Below are 16519 nucleotides of genomic sequence, written 5' to 3' on the forward strand. Positions count from 1 at the left end.
ATAAACAGACCAAAGAGGTATGAGAACTCCAAAAGGTTAGTCAGTCTTTGGTCTTCCTTCGCTTTGATAACAGCTTAATACCTGTTACCAAAGCTCGGCATAATAAACAGACCAAAGAAGTATGAGAACTCCAAAAGAGTTTGCCAGTCTTTGGTTAACATCGTTTAAAAAGCACCTCGGATTTCCGAGGTGCTTTTTTTACAAATTATGAAAACTTATTCTAGCAGGAGTTCCTGCGGGATTGCGCCTTCGATAACGAGGAGTCTCCGCTTGAGATCGAGCCCCAGGGCGTAGCCGACCAGGCTTCCGCCCTTGCCCACCACGCGATGGCAGGGGAGGATGATCTGTAGCGGGTTCGCGCGGAGGGCGGCGCCCACGGCACGTGTGGCGCGGGGCTCTCCAACCGCTTCGGCCACCTGCTGGTAGGTACGCGTTTCTCCATAAGGAATCTGGGTGATGGCTTCCCAGACTTTCATCTGGAAATCGGTGCCGTACACCTTGAGCGGGAGCGAAAATTCCTGGAGCTTTCCGGTCAAGTACAGGTTCAATTGCTGTACGGCCTTGCGGTAGGCGCGGGCCACCGTCGAAGATAAAGTCTGAACCATATCCGGCTCGGCATAGGCGCAGGCCTGAACCGAACTCGGAACACCTTCTCCCGTATAGCGCAAGCTACACAGTTTGGATTTTTCGAACACGAATGTCCATTCGCCCCACAAGTTGCGGTGCGCAATCGTCGTGAATCTTGAATCCGAGAAGTTCATGGTATGAATATAAAAAGGTGTTCAGTTTCAGGCAACAAGTTTTTGTAGGAAGTAGGCAGTGGTTAGTAAGAACTTAGTTGGTAGAACTTAGAACTCAGACTAATTACGAAAAAAAGCCTATTTCTCTATACTCTAAGCTCTAAGTTCTAAGTTCTGTTTTCTAACTTTCCTAGCATGGAATCTTACTTTTTTATCGGTGTTGCGGGCGTAGGCATGAGTGCCATTGCCCAGTATCTTGTTGGCAAGGGTGTAGCAATTAGCGGTTCGGACCGCCAGTTTGGAGCGGCAGAAAAGCCCCTCGTTATGAATCAGCTTGAAGAATGCGGCGTCAAGTGCTTTCCGCAAGATGGCTCGGGTGTAGTTGCAGGCCTGAATGCAGTGGTCGTCAGTACCGCAATCGAAGACACGAACCCGGACTTGAAGCGCGCCAAGGAACTGGGAATCCCGGTGATGCACCGCAGCGAAATGCTCGCTAAGATTTCTAAAGAAGCGAAGACTATCGCCGTCAGCGGCACCAGCGGAAAGTCCACCGTGACCGCTATGATTTATCACATTCTGCAATACGCGGGCCTCCAGCCCTCCGTAATGACGGGTGCAGGCCTCGTGAACTTGCAGAAGGAAGGCAAGATCGGTAACGCCGTGTCCGGTAAGGGTGAATGGCTCGTGGTCGAAGCAGACGAAAGCGACGGAACGCTGGTGCGCTACGAACCCGAAATCGGCCTGATTCTGAATGTGGACAAGGACCACAAGGAAATGAGCGAACTCCAGGAAATCTTCCTCAAGTTCAGCCACAACATTTTGGACAACGGCAAGATTCTGATCGTGAACGACGCGCATCCGCTTGCCAAGAAGTTCAGCGCCGGCCGTGAATTCGACTTTGGCTTTGAAAATTACGTAGGCGTGCAGGGCACGGACTTCAAGTCTGTCGGAACCTCGATTCAGTTCCGCGTACGCCATCAGGCTGAACTGGTAAAATTCGTCGTACCGCTCCCGGGCAAGCACAATATGGAAAACGCCTTGGCCGCAACGGCTGCCGCACTCCGCGCAGGCGTAACGCTGCATACCTGCGCCGACGCCCTTGCCACATTCCCGGGCGTGTTCCGCCGTCACCAGATTCTCGGAACCTTCAACGGAGTGACTCTCGTAGACGACTTTGCTCACAATCCGGCGAAGATTGCCGCCAGCATCAAGAGCGCCCAGGACTTTACCGAAGGCCGCGTCATCGCCTGGTTCCAGCCTCACGGCTTTGGACCCACGCGATTCCTTCGCAAAGACCTCGTGGAATTTATCGCTAGAACGCTCCGTCCGAAGTCTATTGACGAAGACCGCGAAAACGATGTGATGTTCTTCAGCGAAATCTACTACGCAGGCGGCACCGTCACCCGCGACATTAGCGCCGGTGACCTTGCCGACGATCTTTTGATCAAGGGCTGCGAAGCCATCTACATCGAAGACCGCAACAAATGCGCCGAGAAGATGGTCGAATACGCCCAGCCCGGCGACACCATCCTCCTGATGGGGGCCCGCGACCCGAGCTTGCAGTCCTTTGCACAACACGTGCAACAATTATTAGAACAAGAAATCATGTAATTCTTGTAAATTATAACACTTCAAAAACTGTGATTTTCAAGTCACAGTTTTTTTGTTGTGAGGATAAATAGTTAAAAAGAACAAATGTTCTTCATCGACAAGGTCCTGGCTGCGTCGGCCAGGGAAGGGGAGGGTGCAGGGAGGGGACCGGGCGGCCTTCGCAACTCCGAGCTGGGGCCCCTCCCGCATTATAAAAAAGATTTTTAAGGTTTTCCCTTAAAGACTTTCATGCTTACTCATGCAATGCAAGCTGCCGCCCTCTTCAATCACAGTGCGACAGTCAAGCCCGATGACCTTGCGGTCCGGGTACACGCTTTCAAAGTAAGCCTTGGCCTTCGCATCATTCGGCGACTTGTACTTCGGGAAAATCAGCGCGCCATTCACATAAATGAAGTTCATGTAGCTGGCCGGCAAAATCTGCCCGTCGTCGAGCTTGCGCTGCGGCGGCAACGGTAACGAATCCACCTTGGCCTTGTTACCGTAATGACTCTTGAGCCAGGTTTCAATCAGATACTTCGCTTCAGTCAGAATGATGTTGTTCGGAGAACGCTTGTCCGTCGCTTCGCACATCACGATGCGATCCTTAGCCACAAAACGAGCCACGTTATCGATATGGCCGTCCGTATGGTCGCCATGCAATCCGTGGGGGAGAATCAGCATGTCGCGGAGACCGAAAGCCTTGCAAAGGGCCTTGACCACCTTCTTGACGTCCTTCAAATCATTGCGGTTCTTGCCCGTCAGACAATCCAGCGTGGTAATGCCAAGACCGTCGCCGTTGACTTCAATAGCACCGCCTTCAAAAATGTAGGGGACACTTGAGCCCTTCTTGTATTCGAAAATATCGGCAATGCGTTCAGGAATCTGGTTATCGTTTTTCCAAGGCGGAAATTTTGCGCCCCAGGCATTAAAAACCGTTTCCGAAACAATCGTCTCTTTTCCTTTTTTCAAGAAGAACGGACCGTAATCGCGAATCCAGATATCGTCAGTCTTGATAGTAAAGAAACTGGCCGGGAAAGGGCGGTCTGCGACAGCAATTTTTTCCGGCGTCGTCAGAAAATCCTTTTTAGGAACCAGTACATTCACGGGCTGAAATTCGCTAATCGTGCGGATTAGATCGATATAGAACTTGCGGATCATTTCTCCGCGTTCACCGTACCAATTCTTTTTATTATGCGGAAAAGCAAGCCATGTTGCAGCCTGATCTTCCCATTCAGCAGGGTAGCGAACATTTGTTTTTGCCATAAAAAATCTCTCGTCTGTAGGGCAAAGCCCGTTCTACTTGTCGCACCAAATCTTGAGAATATCGCCATAGAGGTCAACGCGGCGATCCCTGAAGTGCGGCCACCAGCGGCGATTTTCTTCAGTTTCCTTCAGGTCGATTTCCACAATGCTTGCGCCCAGGAAATCGGTATCGCACTTGTGAATCAAGTAACCATCGGGAGCAGCCACGAACGAAGTTCCCCAGAAGGTGAGTTCGCCTTCGGTACCGATACGGTTTGCCGAAAGCACGAAGGTGCGGTTCGCAATCGCGTGTCCGCGCATCACCGTGACCCAGCTGTCCTGCTGACGCGGGTAAATTTCAGCCGGTTCAGACTTCATCCAACCAATGGCGGTGGGGTAGATAAGAATGTCTGCACCCTTCAGGCTCATAATGCGAGCGGCTTCAGGGAACCACTGGTCCCAGCAAATCAGCACACCCAGCGTACCTGCCGAAGTCTTAATCGGTTCAAAACCGGTGTCGCCCGGAATAAAATAATACTTCTCGTAAAAAGCCGGATCATCGGGAATGTGGCTCTTGCGGTAAAGGCCCGCAATGGAGCCGTCGCGTTCAAAAACGAATGCGCTGTTGTGGTAAATGCCACGAGCGCGCTTCTCAAAGAACGGGAAAACGATAACGGCGTTAATTTCTTTGGCAATGCCCTGCCACTGCTTGACAATGGGGCTATCCTTTTCGATGGCCATGTCGAAAAAGTCGGCATTTTCCTCAAACGGGAAATACGGCGTATGAAACATCTCGGGGAGAACGACCAGGTCGATTCCCTTGCCCTTAAGCGCTAGAGCCTGTTCTACGTACCATTGATTATTGCTTTCGGGATTCCCCGTCCACTTGCCCTGCAGGGTTGCTGTCTTGATTTTGTTCATGTTCCAAATTTAGATTATTATTGTTCAATTTCAAGAACCAATAGTCTTCACTATTGATAGAACTCGCGTTTAGAATCGGGTCATTTTCCGGATCGATCATCATTACCTCAATGTATCGCGAACAAAACCATCTTCGGGCGGTTCGTTAAAGACTTCGAAGGTGCCCGAGCCAATCACGGCCCCGTTCTTGTACGCGATTTCGACGCGGTACTTTCCAGGAGGCACATTTTTCTTGCGCGTAAAGGTCCTGAAGCCAGATTCGCGACCGCCGTTAATTGTCATGCGGCCCGAAGAAATACGGTCGGTCAGTGAATATTTTCCAGTTTTCGGATCCTGATAATACCACAGGTATTCCAGTTCGGCCTTGAGTTTTGCCGGTGCATAGACCGATGTCAAGAAGTACACTTCGCTGCTGTCGACACGGTGCACGCTCGGAATCTTGAGTCCTATTGTCTGCAACAAGCTAGGATCATCAATATCGCAGCTGTAGCTTTCCTTGTCGAAGTTCTGACAGGCGAGTTTCTGCTTGAGCACCAGCGGTACGGGCGGCACCCAGTTCATAATGTAGGCCACAATCAAGAAAATACTGATGATGGCGGGAGCTACCAAAATGCTCTTCTTGCGGTGCGAAAGTTTCCAAATCAAGGCGCACATGCCAAAAGACAATAGCGTACTAATCAAGAACCAGATGAATCCGATGCGGTGAACCAAGTGCGGAATCGCAAAGTTCATGAACATGGTACCCAGCAAACAGAAGAAGGCGAGACTCACGCCAAAGCTTTCGTACTTCTTTTGCAGGAATTCGTTACCGACAAGCAAAATGGCAAGCAAAATCACCAGCAAGAACGAAGCGAGCGAACCGCTACTCTTGAAGTAGCAAACCACCAGGGCGCTGAATAAGCCGCCAAAGAAGAACTGCACGGCCCAAGTAAAGCGCTGCTTCCAAGTTTCGCTCCATTCACGATCTAGGAAACGGTGACGAACCACGATGGCGTTTTCAGGAATCGCCGTAGATTCGTAGCCCACATTCTTGGCGAACTTGGTGGCGGCACCCTTAGCCTTGACGGCAGCATCTTTGGCTTGGGCAGAAGCCTTGGCGGCGGCTTTAGCAGCAGCCTCTTTAGCCTTGGCAGACGCAATGGCTGCGGCCTTGGCCGTTGCTTCTTTTGCTTCGAGGGCGGCACGGTTGGCCGCTTCCTTGGCGCGGGCAGGCGTTTTCTGAGCTATGAAATTAGCAGCACGTCTAAAACGAGATTCTTCCGTTTTAACTTGAGAATCTTCTTCAGGTTCTGCAATAGGTTCTTCTGTTACGCTGTTTTCGACAACAGGTTCTGCAGGCTTTGCTGGTTTTTGTGCGGGGGCCGCCTTCGGCGTCGGCTTTGACTTGGCTTGAGCACTAGCCAGAGCCTGCAACCTTTCAGGGGTCCAACCTTCAGGGTGTTCCAACTGGGCAGAAAGCAAAAGAACTAGAATCAAAGCACCCGTGTAGTAGGCGAGCAAAATCAAAATATCGGTGCCATAGACCATTCGGCCAAGCGTTATGGAATCCCACGTAAAACCGCCCAAAAAAGCTATAGCCGGAAAAAACTTCTCTAATTTTTGAACAGCGGGTTTTTCCCGCAATTTTTCAACGAATTGCATGACCATAAAATAAAAAAATAATGGCCACGGGCTAATCTATCCATCACACTGTTTTTTATAGTACAGTATGTACTATATACAAAAACATTTCGTTTATACAATCAAAAAAAGTTGCTATTTTTACATAAAAAGTTGAAAATTGTACTATAAAAGCATTGACTTTGTTTTTCAGAGAAAATATATTTGATAGTATGAAACCGATTGTTGAATATCAAGATTACCACGCTTTTTTAAGCGACTACTACGAAGAGCGCAAGCGTACTTCGGCGTTTTCGTGGCGTGAATTCGCAAAAATAGCCGGTTTTGTTTCTCCATCGTACCTTAAAATGGTATGCGAGGGCAAGACAAACTTGAGTCGAGTGACCATAGAACGCGTTGCACAAGCGATTGGACTTGTAGGGTTCGAATTGGACTACTTTAAGGCCATGGTGAATTTTGGCAACGCTAAAAAAGACGTTGTCAAAAGGCGCTACTTTGACGAAATGCGCTCCATTGCAACGGAGCACAAAGTGCGAGTCGTCGACAAAACCGCATTCGAATTTTACGACAGCTGGAAAAATCCGGTAGTGCGAGAACTTGCACCCATGATGCCGGGAGCCATGCCGGGCGAAATTGCAAAGATGTGCAACCAAGATATCTCCGCCTACGAAGTTCGCAAGTCGCTCCTGTTTTTAGAGCGAGCAGGACTTCTGAAAAAAATCGGTGAAGAAACCTACGTGCAAACCGAAAAGTCCGTCATCGGTTCCAAGGAAGGGCTTCCGCTCGCCATCCGCACCATGCACCGGGAAATGGGCCGACTCGCCGTCGACTCCCTAGAAAAATTCGATTCCAACGAACGCAACGTAACTGGAATTACGATGGGCTTGAACCGGGAAGCCTACGAAAAGATTGTCGAGGAACTTGACGCCTGCCGCAAGAAAATAGTGGCAATCGCCACGGAATGCGGCGAACTTGATCAAGTTTACAGGTTAAATTTACAACTATTCCCTCTGACCAAGCAAGTCAAGGGGTCCAAGGAGGCTTAAGATGAATCAGAAACTGTATATGGCATGCGCGGGAATTTTCTCGCTTGCTATGCTTGCTTGTTCAGAATCAACAAATTCTCCGGTTTCGGGAACTGCCGAAGAACCCAATGTACTGACAGCGGAGAACGACATTTCCAGCTCTTCGATAGAGATTCCCGCTTCGTCCGCCGAAATACGCGAACTGTCGTCCAGTTCAGCAGAACCTCCGATTTTGTCATCAAGTTCGGAAATACCTTTACCGACATCCAGTTCTAGCGAGCCTCCTATTCCAGAATCAAGTTCTTCATCGCATTCCATTCTGTGTAAGACAAATGGCGGACCGTGTGGGGGACCCGGTGGTGGCGATTTGTGGTTCCCGGCCTACGATTACGACCTAATTCAGACTGACCGATATGCCGAAGACAAGTCCGTATTTGGAGAAAAAGCAGGAACATGGTTCTTGGAGACAGATTCTTCTGATGGCGGAAAATCCACCATTCAATGGGGTCTTGAATACATGGACATTGATTGGGATGGACAATCTCTCATCCCCGTCATTGAAGAATGTGACGGTCTATGCGGTACGTTTGCTTTAGACAAAGGTGATCTTTCTTATGATCCTTTTATAACAATTGGATTCTATGTTGCCGGTTTTGATTCTAGTGGAAATCCGTTGTCCGCAGACGTATCGAATTGGCAAGGCATCTGTATCGCTTTTAGCCTTTCTGGAGCGCCCGCAGATGTGCAACTTAGCATGGGTGATTCCCTTGACGAAGCAATGGGATACGCGCTTCCAGAAGAAGTTCTGGGAAAATCTTATGGGAGATCGAGTTGTTTTGAATGGAGTGACTTTTTGCAACCTACCTGGAAAAGCAAAGACGCCTTGACCGTATCAGGAGAAGAGGCGGCCCGTCGGCTCGTCAAAGTGATTATCAGAATTCAGGGAAAATCTGGATCAAAAGGCGAATTTATTATACAGGGAATAGGCACCAACATCTAAATTGATTTTCCAAATCCATATTTTTCTACATCCCCAATTTTTGTATATTTGACGCAATTACAGGAATTGGAGGATGATTTATGCTTAGATTAGCTTGCAAAGCCGCCCTCGGCTTTGCACTCGTTTTTACGGCTTGCGGTGACGATAAAAAGATTGTTTCACCAGAACCAATTGCGGACGTCTCAAGTTCATCCCGTTTTGATGTGTTGACTTCATCTAGTGATCATGAATTAACTTCATCTAGTTCTGAAGAAAAAAGTTCATCTAGTTATGACAGAATAAGCTCATCTAGTTACGATGATGAAATTGAATACAGTTCGTCTTCTGAATCAGAGAGTGAACGCTATCGCAGAAATTGCATGGAGAATTCACCAATAATAATTTATTGTAATATGAATAGATTCATGGACGAATTCCCGGAATGCAAAGCCGAAAATGAAGGCCAAATCGATTCAACATTTATCGTGACAGATCCTCCAACATATTATCGTTGCGAGCAAGGTTCATGGGTAGAAAGAAATTCAAGTGTTTTATGCGATACCGTTAATAAATCGGAAGGGGATGTTTGCATCCGTACCAAAGAAAGCCTTCCCACCGCACGATATGTATACGCAGGTAATGGCGTTTGGTACGATATCGACAGTCTTGCAAATGCGAATCCAGAATGCAATGCAGAAAATGACAGTTTAAAACAAAAACTGACTTATGGAGAAGATTCCAACACGGTAACCATTTATCATCGTTGTTATAATGGATTCTGGAGCAAAATAACTGAATTGGAATATTATTGCCCAACGGAAAACATGGCTGTCAGAGACACGTGTTCGTATGAATTAGACGGTCAAATGCATTACTATTTGTATGAACAAAAGAGCCAAAATGGCGAAAATGTATGGATGAAAAGCAACTTTGACCCCAAATTGGGTTATTGCCCTATTGACATTATTCTAGATAAATATTTTGTCGAATCTGAAGGCGAATATTATACATGTGAATATGGTGAATGGAAAAAGATAACCATCGAAAAAAAGTAAAATAATTTACCGACATCTTGCTTTTTTGTGCAGTTGTACTTATATTTAGTAGTGAACAAAGGTGCAACTAAACAAAAAGGCATTTATGGATATACGCGAAAAGTTGAACATTCTTTCGGCAGCGGCCAAGTACGACGTGTCATGTTCTTCAAGCGGATCCAAACGGCAAGCGCCTAAAGGCGGACTCGGGAGCGCCTGTAGCGCGGGCATATGCCATACCTGGTCATCTGACGGGCGATGCATTTCGCTTTTGAAGGTGCTCATGAGCAATGCCTGCAAGTACGATTGCGCCTACTGCATCAACCGACGCAGCAATGACATTCCGCGCGCCACATTTACCCCTAAAGAACTCATCAACCTGACTCTTGAGTTTTACCGTCGCAACTACATCGAGGGCCTTTTCTTGAGTTCTGCGGTGGTGGGGTCGCCCGACCGAACCATGGAAATGCTGATTCAGGTGGCCAAGGAACTGCGCACCGTCCACAAATTTGGCGGCTACATTCACCTGAAGGCAATTCCCGGGGCCAGTCGCGAGCTTTTGTACCAGGCGGGACTTTATGCCGACCGCAGCAGCGTGAATATCGAAATTCCAACCGATAGGGCGTTACAATACCTCGCCCCCGAAAAGAACCACGCCTCCATCATGACTCCCATGAATTTTCTTGCCGAAAAGAAGATGGAATATAAGGCGGATCATTCCCGCTATTCGCCGAAGTTCTTGCCGGCAGGTCAAAGCACCCAGATGATTGTTGGGGCAGCAGGGGAGTCGGACTTGCAAATTCTGACGCTTTCCAATGGATTCTACAAGCAACAGCAAATGAAGCGCGTGTATTTTTCAGGCTATGTACCGATCAACGCCGACAAGCGTCTCCCGGCGCTCACGACCAAGCCGCCCCTGGTGCGCGAACACAGGCTTTATCAGGCCGACTGGCTCATGCGTTTCTACAAGTTCGGTTTTGATGAAATTGTAGACAAGGCCAATCCGAATTTGGACCTGGACTTGGATCCGAAAGCGGCCTGGGCATTGCGCCACCCGGAATTTTTCCCTATCGACATCCAAACGGCTGACTACGAAATGCTCTTGCGCGTGCCGGGCATAGGCGTAAAATCCGCACAACTCATTGTCTCGGGACGCAGATTCTCCAAAATCCGACTGGAACAGCTAAAAAAGATGGGGGTTGTCCTCAAGCGGGCTCAATACTTCATTTACCACCCGGATACTCCAGCTTGTTTGCGCAGGCTATACCCCGAAATGGTGCGGCCTCTGCTGTTGCCCAAGCCCCAGCCGTTGCAACTGGATTTATTTACCAACCAACCCCTCGCACTCCCTGCTTAAACCAGCCAACTCCCAACTGTCTACTGCCTACCATCTACTGTCTACTTCCTACTGTCTACTACCATGCTTTCCATTTCTTACGATTCAACCTTCGATGGCTTCTTGAGTGTCGTATTCGAGATTTACCGCCAGCACCTAGAAGTGGGCGAGATTCATGGCGACCGCAGTACATCGCCTTGCAACCTCTTTATGCAGCCATTTCGCATCGAAACCTGCGAAGAAGAGGCGGCAAGACTCAAGCGGGCTATCGAAAATTACGCCAGCGCCGATATCCTGGAACTTTTGCATGTAGCTTTCCGCTCCGAAGAAGAGGGCATCGAGATGAAGATTCTTGCCTATCTACGCAAAGTTTTTGACGGCAAGGATCCAAAATACGCCAAGAACCCGACCTCCGACGAAATGCTCCCGCTGTTCATGACTGCACGTGCCGTGCGTCACGAAGCTGGCGGAATGCTCGGACTTGTTCGCTTCAGCAAGACATCTGACGGCACGTATTTCGCCGAAATCGAGCCCAAATACGACATTCTAGATCTGATTGTGGGGCATTTCCGCGGGCGGTTTGCTAACGAAAAGTGGGCGATTTACGATTCCAAACGCGGTTTTGGAGTGTATTACGCAGGCCATGAGCTAGCAGAAATTACCATTCCGAACATGGATGCCGTCTCCAAAGCCACTCCGCCCGACGAAATGGTTCGCCTCTGGCAAGATTACTACCAGTCCATCGCCATCAAGGAACGCGAAAATCCAAAACTCTTAAAGCGTTGCCTACCCGTGTACTACTGGAAACACCTGCCCGAAAGGCAATTTTCCCGCTGTTGACAGCATTCCAACCATTTTGATGCGATTTTTCAAAAAAAATGCCCTTATTTATCCAAATAATTGTATTTTTCTTTTGAAAATAATGGAGAATTTGTTGTTATGAACATGGTTTCGGCTAAACCGGGATTTTTTGTACAGGATCGTTTTTTATATAGCAAGGATAACGAAAAGGTGATTCTTCGTGGAATCAACCATATGTTTATTTGGACAGACCGCGAAGGAAAAACCATTCCCGAAATAGCCAAGACGGGAGCCAATTGCGTAAGAATCGTTTGGAATACCCGCGGCCGCGTGAGCGACCTCGACAACATTATTGCGCAGTGCATATCTAACGGAATGATTCCCATTCCCGAAATTCACGATACCACGGGCAACTGGGAACGCCTGGGCGATGCTGTCGATTTCTGGCTCCGCGAAGAAACGGTGCAGATGATTTCGAACCATCAGCAGTACTTGATTCTGAACATCGGTAACGAACCGGGTGCAGAATCCAAGTCCGCAGACGAATTCTTCACTGTCTATAATTCCATTGTCACCAGGATGCGCGCCGCCAACATCCGCATTCCGCTGATGATTGACGCCGACCAGTGGGGCCAAAGCGAAAAGAACCTGCTCAAAGTGGGCCCCAAGCTCTTGCAAGCCGACCCGGAACACAACCTTTTGTTCTCGCTGCACATGTGGTGGCCCTCGGAACGTCACGACCCGAAAGCTACGGGCTACGCTACCGTTCAAGACCGAATCCGCGGCGTGCTCGAAGCCTCCGTCGAAAAGAATTTGCCGCTGATCGTAGGCGAATTCGCTCCTGTTGCCGCAGGCGATATCAAGGAAATCCCGTATAAGTTCATTATGGCCGAAGCCGAACGCCTGAGCATCGGCTGGCTCGCCTGGAGCTGGGGTCCGGGTAACTTCGACAGCCCCGAAATGGATATGACAGTCCACAGCTCATTCAATACCCTGGTGGGCTGGGGCAAGGAAGTCTGCGTCGATAACCCAAACGGCATCCAGAACACGAGCGTCATTCCGACATTCATTCAAGAAAAGAATTTTGATACAGGCTCCCAGGCAATCGATGCAAATCTGATTCAAAACGGCGATTTTTCTGCCGACGAACCGCTAACCAACTGGCAAGTGGACTTCTGGGGCGGCAAGGCCGACGTCAAGGTCACGAACGGCGTTGTCCGTTTTGACATCAAGAAGGCTGGCAAGGAATCCTGGAACCTGCAGTTCAAGCAGAAACTTTCGCTCCGCGAAGGTATCACCTACATTTTCAGCATGCGCGCCAAGGCCGACAAGCCCCGCACCCTGAATGTGAATATCAAGCGAGATTCCGAAGAATATACGCCCTACGCCAACGGCCGTATCCTGGACTTGAGTACCAGCTGGCAGAGCTTTAGCTGGAAGTTTACCATGAAAGAAGATACGGACCCCGATGCCTTGTTGATTTACGATATGGGCGGGGTACCGATTTCTTGGGAACTCAGCGATATTTCGCTTGTGCAGGCCCGCAGCGTAGAAGACCGCCTCAACCGAACCTTCCAGCGCAATGTGCAGAAGAATTCGGGCTATTTTAACGCCCCGAATGGCCCCTGGGAATTGCATTTGTATTCCACCAAGGGTGAGCTTCTGGAGGTGCTCGACAAGGGGCGTGGTGGCGAAGGCATGCGCCAGTACCCCAAAATCGAACGCAGCGGAATCATGGTGGTGAAGGACTTATCCAAGTAACCGTCACACCTGTGAATATTCCAACTTGAACTAAAAAAAGTCTAATATTTTTTACATATAAAGCACTTTTTCAATGAAAAAGTGCTATTATAATACATAAGAAGGAAAAATATCTCTGGCGTAATACACCACGGAGGGAGTATTTATATGAATCTACAGGAATACGTCAATCAATTTGACTCAATGACCTGTATTATCTCCGTGGAGAAGTTACCCGATGGGTCGTACGGGAAAATCAGAATAGAAGTGGGGAACCCTGCGTATCTTGCCTCTTTCGAACAAAAATTCGATTCACCAGCCATGATGAATGGCGGGAAAGGATTTGTTCCCGGACTTGAATACACTGAATATCTGCCCAGAGACTTGAATTTCGAACATTTTATTCGTTCTTGCGCGGTTGACAAGAAACCGATGCATGCCTATATCCATCCGGACCGTTTCCCGGTTTGGTTCAACATTTTCAGTTTGCCGTTGAACATCGACGATCCGCATAAATGCTACTGTACCTACACGCAGGAACTTTCTACCGAGGCAAGTTCGGAGCAAATGGCTAATTTGTCTGCAAAGACAACTTCGGATGTATTGCAAACATGTATCAAGCTTCGCAGTTCCAAGAATTTCTTGAAAACGATGGATGAAATCATCAGCGATATCCGTTCGATTTGCAATGCGGAATACTGCTGTGTTTTGCTTACGGATTTCAAGGAACGCACCTGTTCCTTGCTCAGCGAAAGCATCCTTCCCGAATCTGGTTTACCGTCGTTCAAAGAATTCTTGACAGACTCATTCATCGACTTTGCCAAGTCCTGGCTGGAAACGATTGGCGGCAGCAATTGTCTGATTATCAAAGACAACAACGACATGCAGGAAATCAAGCTCAGGAACCCGAGTTGGTACCGTTCTTTGCAGTCCTCAAATGTCAAGAGTATGGTACTCTTCCCGCTCCAGTATAACGACGAAACCATCGGATTTATCTGGGCAACCGATTTTGACACCAAGGATACCGACCGCATTAAAGAAACCCTTGAACTTACGACATTCTTCATTGCTTCAGAAATTGCAAACTATCAACTTTTACAGCGTCTTGAAATGCTGAGTTCGACAGACTTGTTGACTGGAGTTCTGAACCGTAATGCCATGAACAACCGCGTCCTTCGCATGGTGTCCGGTCGCGAACGCGCGCCTCAATCGATTGGCATTGTTTTTGCAGATTTGAACGGGCTCAAGCCTGTTAACGACAAGGATGGCCACAATGCAGGGGATTGCCTGCTGAAAGAAGCCGCCTTGATTCTCAAGTTGACGTTCGAAGGGTGTGAAATTTACCGAGCCGGCGGAGACGAGTTCGTGATTATCGCCTTGGACAAACCTAGAAAAGAGATTGAATCGCTCGTCGAAAAAATCCGGAAGGACTCGGCGGACCCTCAAAATGTCAGCTTTGCGGTAGGATTTTACTATGATGACAAGGGTGGCGACATCCGTGTTGCAATGCGCGAAGCCGACGCCCTTATGTACGAAGACAAAAAACAATACTACGACCGATTCCCTGAATTAAGACGAAAATGAAAAAAGAAGAATTGCAAAAATTCGTTGAATCTTTTCCGACGATGACGAGCATCCTTTCTGTTGAAAAGACTGCAGACGGGAGTATCGGGACTATCCGCATCGAAGCGGGTAACCAGATCTATATCAAATCCATGGAAAGAAAAGACGAGGACGGCAATTCCGTATTCACCCAGACTTTTGTTCCGGGCTCCAATTATGAACGGTACATGGAAAAGGAACTGAACTTCGAGAAGTTCGTTTACCAGAGCGCCATTCTGCATAAGCCGGTTCATGCCTACATTCGCCCGGAACGCTTTAATTTTTGCATTAATCAGTTCTTGATGCCCGTCGATGTCGAAGACGACGAAAAAGGCTATTGCGTCTTTACCCTTGAAATCCAGCCCGAAGAAGACCTTGACACTTCCACAAGGCTTTCTTCTGAAATTTCGCAAAACGTACTCAAGGCATGCATCAAGCTGCGCGGCTCAAAAGATTTCAGGAAAACGATGAATGAAGTGATAGAAGACGTCCGCAAGATTTGCAAAGCAAGTTCCTGCAGCGTTCTTTTGACCGACTTCAAGGAGAGAACTTGCTCCATTTTGAGCTGTGCCCGAAATGAAAGCATGGTCGCACTTGACCTTGATCAGGTATTCAACAATGAATACATCTCTATCGCAGAATCCTGGATTGAAATACTTAAGGGAAGCAATTGCCTGATTATCCAGAACGAAGCGGATATGGAAATTATTCGCCAGAAAAACCCGGACTGGTACAAATCGTTGACAGATGCCTGTGTCAAAAGCATTGTCCTGCTGCCATTGACGAACAATGACGAATTTATCGGGTTCATTTGGGCAACCAACTTTGACACATCCAGAGTCCTGCGCATTAAGGAAACCCTTGAACTGGTGACCTTCTTTATTGCCTCTGAAGTGGCCAGCTACAAGCTGGTGCAGCGCCTTAGATTCTTGAGCAACGAAGACTTGTTGACCGGCGTGAACAACCGTAACGCCATGAACAACAGGGTGCTTCAATTTGTAAGCGGCGAAGTCCATTACAGGACTGTTTCCGTGATTTTCGCCGACTTGAACGGACTAAAGCCCATTAACGACAACGAAGGCCATAATGCCGGCGACGCCCTCTTGAAGAGCGCCGCAGAGATCTTGAAGCAGACCTTCTCGGATTGTGAAATCTACCGTGCAGGTGGCGACGAATTTGTCGTCGTGGCAATCGATGTTCCCAAGGAAAGCCTTGAAGCTAGAGTCGAAACGCTCCGCAAAAAATCCAAGGTCAAGGGCAACGTGAGTTTCGCTATCGGGTTCTTCCACGACGAAAACGGGGGAGACGTCCGTAAGGCGATGCGCGAAGCCGATGCCTTGATGTACGAAGACAAGAAGGCCAACTACGCCCACAGCCGTGGGTAAGAACACAAGACCGCTCGCGCCCAATCATACTAAGTACGTACCCAGAGCGCTCGCTCTCGCAACCGCCCCAGTTTAATAATTGGGGCTTTGTTGCTCACAAAAGACCGGGCTGGCTGCAAACAAGTCGGTTCTTACCATTGGCCAGCCCTCTCGCAACCGCCCCAGCTTAACGCTTGGGGCTTTGTTGCTCACAAAAGACCGCAAAAAAGCAATTTCAATGACTTGTATCATCGTTTTTTGCAGGTTTGTATCATAGAAAATTAGTCAAATTTAATCAAAATCAGTAATTTACACACTTTTTAAAAGAATTTTTAACTTTTTGTATCATAGCTTATTGACTTTGTTAAGAAAAGATTATATATTAAGGAACATGAAACCCGTAATGGAATATACCAGCTACCGCGTCTATATAGTTGACCCTTAAAAAGTCACTTCGCGAGCGCAGGATAAGGAGGTTCGCCGTTTTTATTCACCCCTTCCCGGCAAAGGAAGCAACAGTATAGC

General features: G+C 48.3%; 14 protein-coding genes. 9 read left to right on the forward strand and 5 right to left on the reverse strand.

Annotated elements, in window-relative coordinates; translation table 11 throughout:
- Positions 1–215: 215 nt before the first annotated feature.
- Positions 216–761 (reverse strand): methylated-DNA--[protein]-cysteine S-methyltransferase, encoded by a 546-nt coding sequence (locus BUA40_RS02315; RefSeq protein WP_072797846.1) that lies wholly within the window; start codon positions 759–761, stop codon positions 216–218.
- 174 nt (positions 762–935) lie between these two features.
- On the opposite strand from BUA40_RS02315, the gene murC reads away from it, so the two are divergent.
- Complete coding sequence (murC, locus tag BUA40_RS02320; protein WP_072797848.1) at positions 936–2351, forward strand: UDP-N-acetylmuramate--L-alanine ligase; 1416 nt, start codon at positions 936–938, stop codon at positions 2349–2351.
- Positions 2352–2567: 216 nt separating this feature from the next.
- On the opposite strand, the gene BUA40_RS02325 is transcribed toward murC, so the two are convergent.
- The 3 genes from BUA40_RS02325 to BUA40_RS02335 all read right to left on the reverse strand — a co-directional run bounded on the left by BUA40_RS02325 (position 2568) and on the right by BUA40_RS02335 (position 6059).
- The gene (locus BUA40_RS02325) at positions 2568–3593 is read right to left on the reverse strand and encodes an agmatine deiminase family protein (RefSeq protein ID WP_072797850.1); all 1026 of its coding nucleotides are present in this window, start codon (positions 3591–3593) and stop codon (positions 2568–2570) included.
- A 33-nt stretch (positions 3594–3626) separates the two neighbouring features.
- Entirely contained in the window at positions 3627–4493 is an 867-nt protein-coding gene (locus BUA40_RS02330) for a carbon-nitrogen hydrolase (RefSeq protein ID WP_072797852.1), read from the reverse strand.
- Positions 4494–4595: 102 nt separating this feature from the next.
- Positions 4596–6059, reverse strand: coding sequence for a DUF2914 domain-containing protein (locus BUA40_RS02335; protein WP_178299515.1), 1464 nt, complete (start codon positions 6057–6059; stop codon positions 4596–4598).
- Positions 6060–6325: 266 nt separating this feature from the next.
- Here BUA40_RS02335 and BUA40_RS02340 point away from each other — a divergent pair, with 266 nt between their 5' ends.
- On the forward strand, positions 6326–7159 hold the full coding sequence (locus BUA40_RS02340; protein ID WP_072797858.1) for a TIGR02147 family protein: 834 nt from the start codon (positions 6326–6328) through the stop codon (positions 7157–7159).
- A gap of 6 nt (positions 7160–7165) precedes the next feature.
- On the opposite strand, the gene BUA40_RS02345 is transcribed toward BUA40_RS02340, so the two are convergent.
- Positions 7166–7456 (reverse strand): hypothetical protein, encoded by a 291-nt coding sequence (locus tag BUA40_RS02345; protein WP_072797861.1) that lies wholly within the window; start codon positions 7454–7456, stop codon positions 7166–7168.
- Positions 7457–7505: 49 nt separating this feature from the next.
- On the opposite strand from BUA40_RS02345, the gene BUA40_RS02350 reads away from it, so the two are divergent.
- From BUA40_RS02350 to BUA40_RS02380, 7 genes are all read left to right on the forward strand, one after another.
- Positions 7506–8138: a hypothetical protein gene (locus BUA40_RS02350; RefSeq protein ID WP_072797863.1), complete on the forward strand. Its 633-nt coding sequence runs from the start codon at positions 7506–7508 to the stop codon at positions 8136–8138.
- Positions 8139–8218: 80 nt separating this feature from the next.
- On the forward strand, positions 8219–9172 hold the full coding sequence (locus BUA40_RS02355; RefSeq protein ID WP_143149663.1) for a hypothetical protein: 954 nt from the start codon (positions 8219–8221) through the stop codon (positions 9170–9172).
- Between the two features lie 85 nt (positions 9173–9257).
- Positions 9258–10508, forward strand: coding sequence for a putative DNA modification/repair radical SAM protein (locus tag BUA40_RS02360; protein WP_072797866.1), 1251 nt, complete (start codon positions 9258–9260; stop codon positions 10506–10508).
- Between the two features lie 63 nt (positions 10509–10571).
- Entirely contained in the window at positions 10572–11327 is a 756-nt protein-coding gene (locus BUA40_RS02365) for a TIGR03915 family putative DNA repair protein (protein WP_072797867.1), read from the forward strand.
- A 99-nt stretch (positions 11328–11426) separates the two neighbouring features.
- On the forward strand, positions 11427–13049 hold the full coding sequence (locus BUA40_RS02370) for a cellulase family glycosylhydrolase (RefSeq protein ID WP_072797902.1): 1623 nt from the start codon (positions 11427–11429) through the stop codon (positions 13047–13049).
- 183 nt (positions 13050–13232) lie between these two features.
- Positions 13233–14612 (forward strand): GGDEF domain-containing protein, encoded by a 1380-nt coding sequence (locus BUA40_RS02375; RefSeq protein WP_255369165.1) that lies wholly within the window; start codon positions 13233–13235, stop codon positions 14610–14612.
- Entirely contained in the window at positions 14609–16015 is a 1407-nt protein-coding gene (locus BUA40_RS02380; protein WP_072797869.1) for a GGDEF domain-containing protein, read from the forward strand. The genes BUA40_RS02375 and BUA40_RS02380 overlap by 4 nt, the downstream gene beginning before the upstream one ends.
- Positions 16016–16519: the final 504 nt, after the last annotated feature.

Source organism: Fibrobacter sp. UWT2 (assembly GCF_900142545.1).
Lineage (GTDB): Bacteria > Fibrobacterota > Fibrobacteria > Fibrobacterales > Fibrobacteraceae > Fibrobacter.

Bases quoted from the DNA above. Each gene is read 5' to 3' on its own strand.
- BUA40_RS02360 (WP_072797866.1), top strand. From the start codon at position 9,258: ATGGATATACGCGAAAAGTTGAACATTCTTTCGGCAGCGGCCAAGTAC.
- BUA40_RS02315 (WP_072797846.1), bottom strand. From the start codon at position 761: ATGAACTTCTCGGATTCAAGATTCACGACGATTGCGCACCGCAACTTG.
- BUA40_RS02375 (WP_255369165.1), top strand. From the start codon at position 13,233: ATGACCTGTATTATCTCCGTGGAGAAGTTACCCGATGGGTCGTACGGG.
- BUA40_RS02370 (WP_072797902.1), top strand. From the start codon at position 11,427: ATGAACATGGTTTCGGCTAAACCGGGATTTTTTGTACAGGATCGTTTT.
- BUA40_RS02325 (WP_072797850.1), bottom strand. From the start codon at position 3,593: ATGGCAAAAACAAATGTTCGCTACCCTGCTGAATGGGAAGATCAGGCT.
- BUA40_RS02345 (WP_072797861.1), bottom strand. From the start codon at position 7,456: ATGGAATGCGATGAAGAACTTGATTCTGGAATAGGAGGCTCGCTAGAA.
- BUA40_RS02380 (WP_072797869.1), top strand. From the start codon at position 14,609: ATGAAAAAAGAAGAATTGCAAAAATTCGTTGAATCTTTTCCGACGATG.
- BUA40_RS02365 (WP_072797867.1), top strand. From the start codon at position 10,572: ATGCTTTCCATTTCTTACGATTCAACCTTCGATGGCTTCTTGAGTGTC.
- BUA40_RS02340 (WP_072797858.1), top strand. From the start codon at position 6,326: ATGAAACCGATTGTTGAATATCAAGATTACCACGCTTTTTTAAGCGAC.
- BUA40_RS02355 (WP_143149663.1), top strand. From the start codon at position 8,219: ATGCTTAGATTAGCTTGCAAAGCCGCCCTCGGCTTTGCACTCGTTTTT.
- BUA40_RS02330 (WP_072797852.1), bottom strand. From the start codon at position 4,493: ATGAACAAAATCAAGACAGCAACCCTGCAGGGCAAGTGGACGGGGAAT.
- murC (WP_072797848.1), top strand. From the start codon at position 936: ATGGAATCTTACTTTTTTATCGGTGTTGCGGGCGTAGGCATGAGTGCC.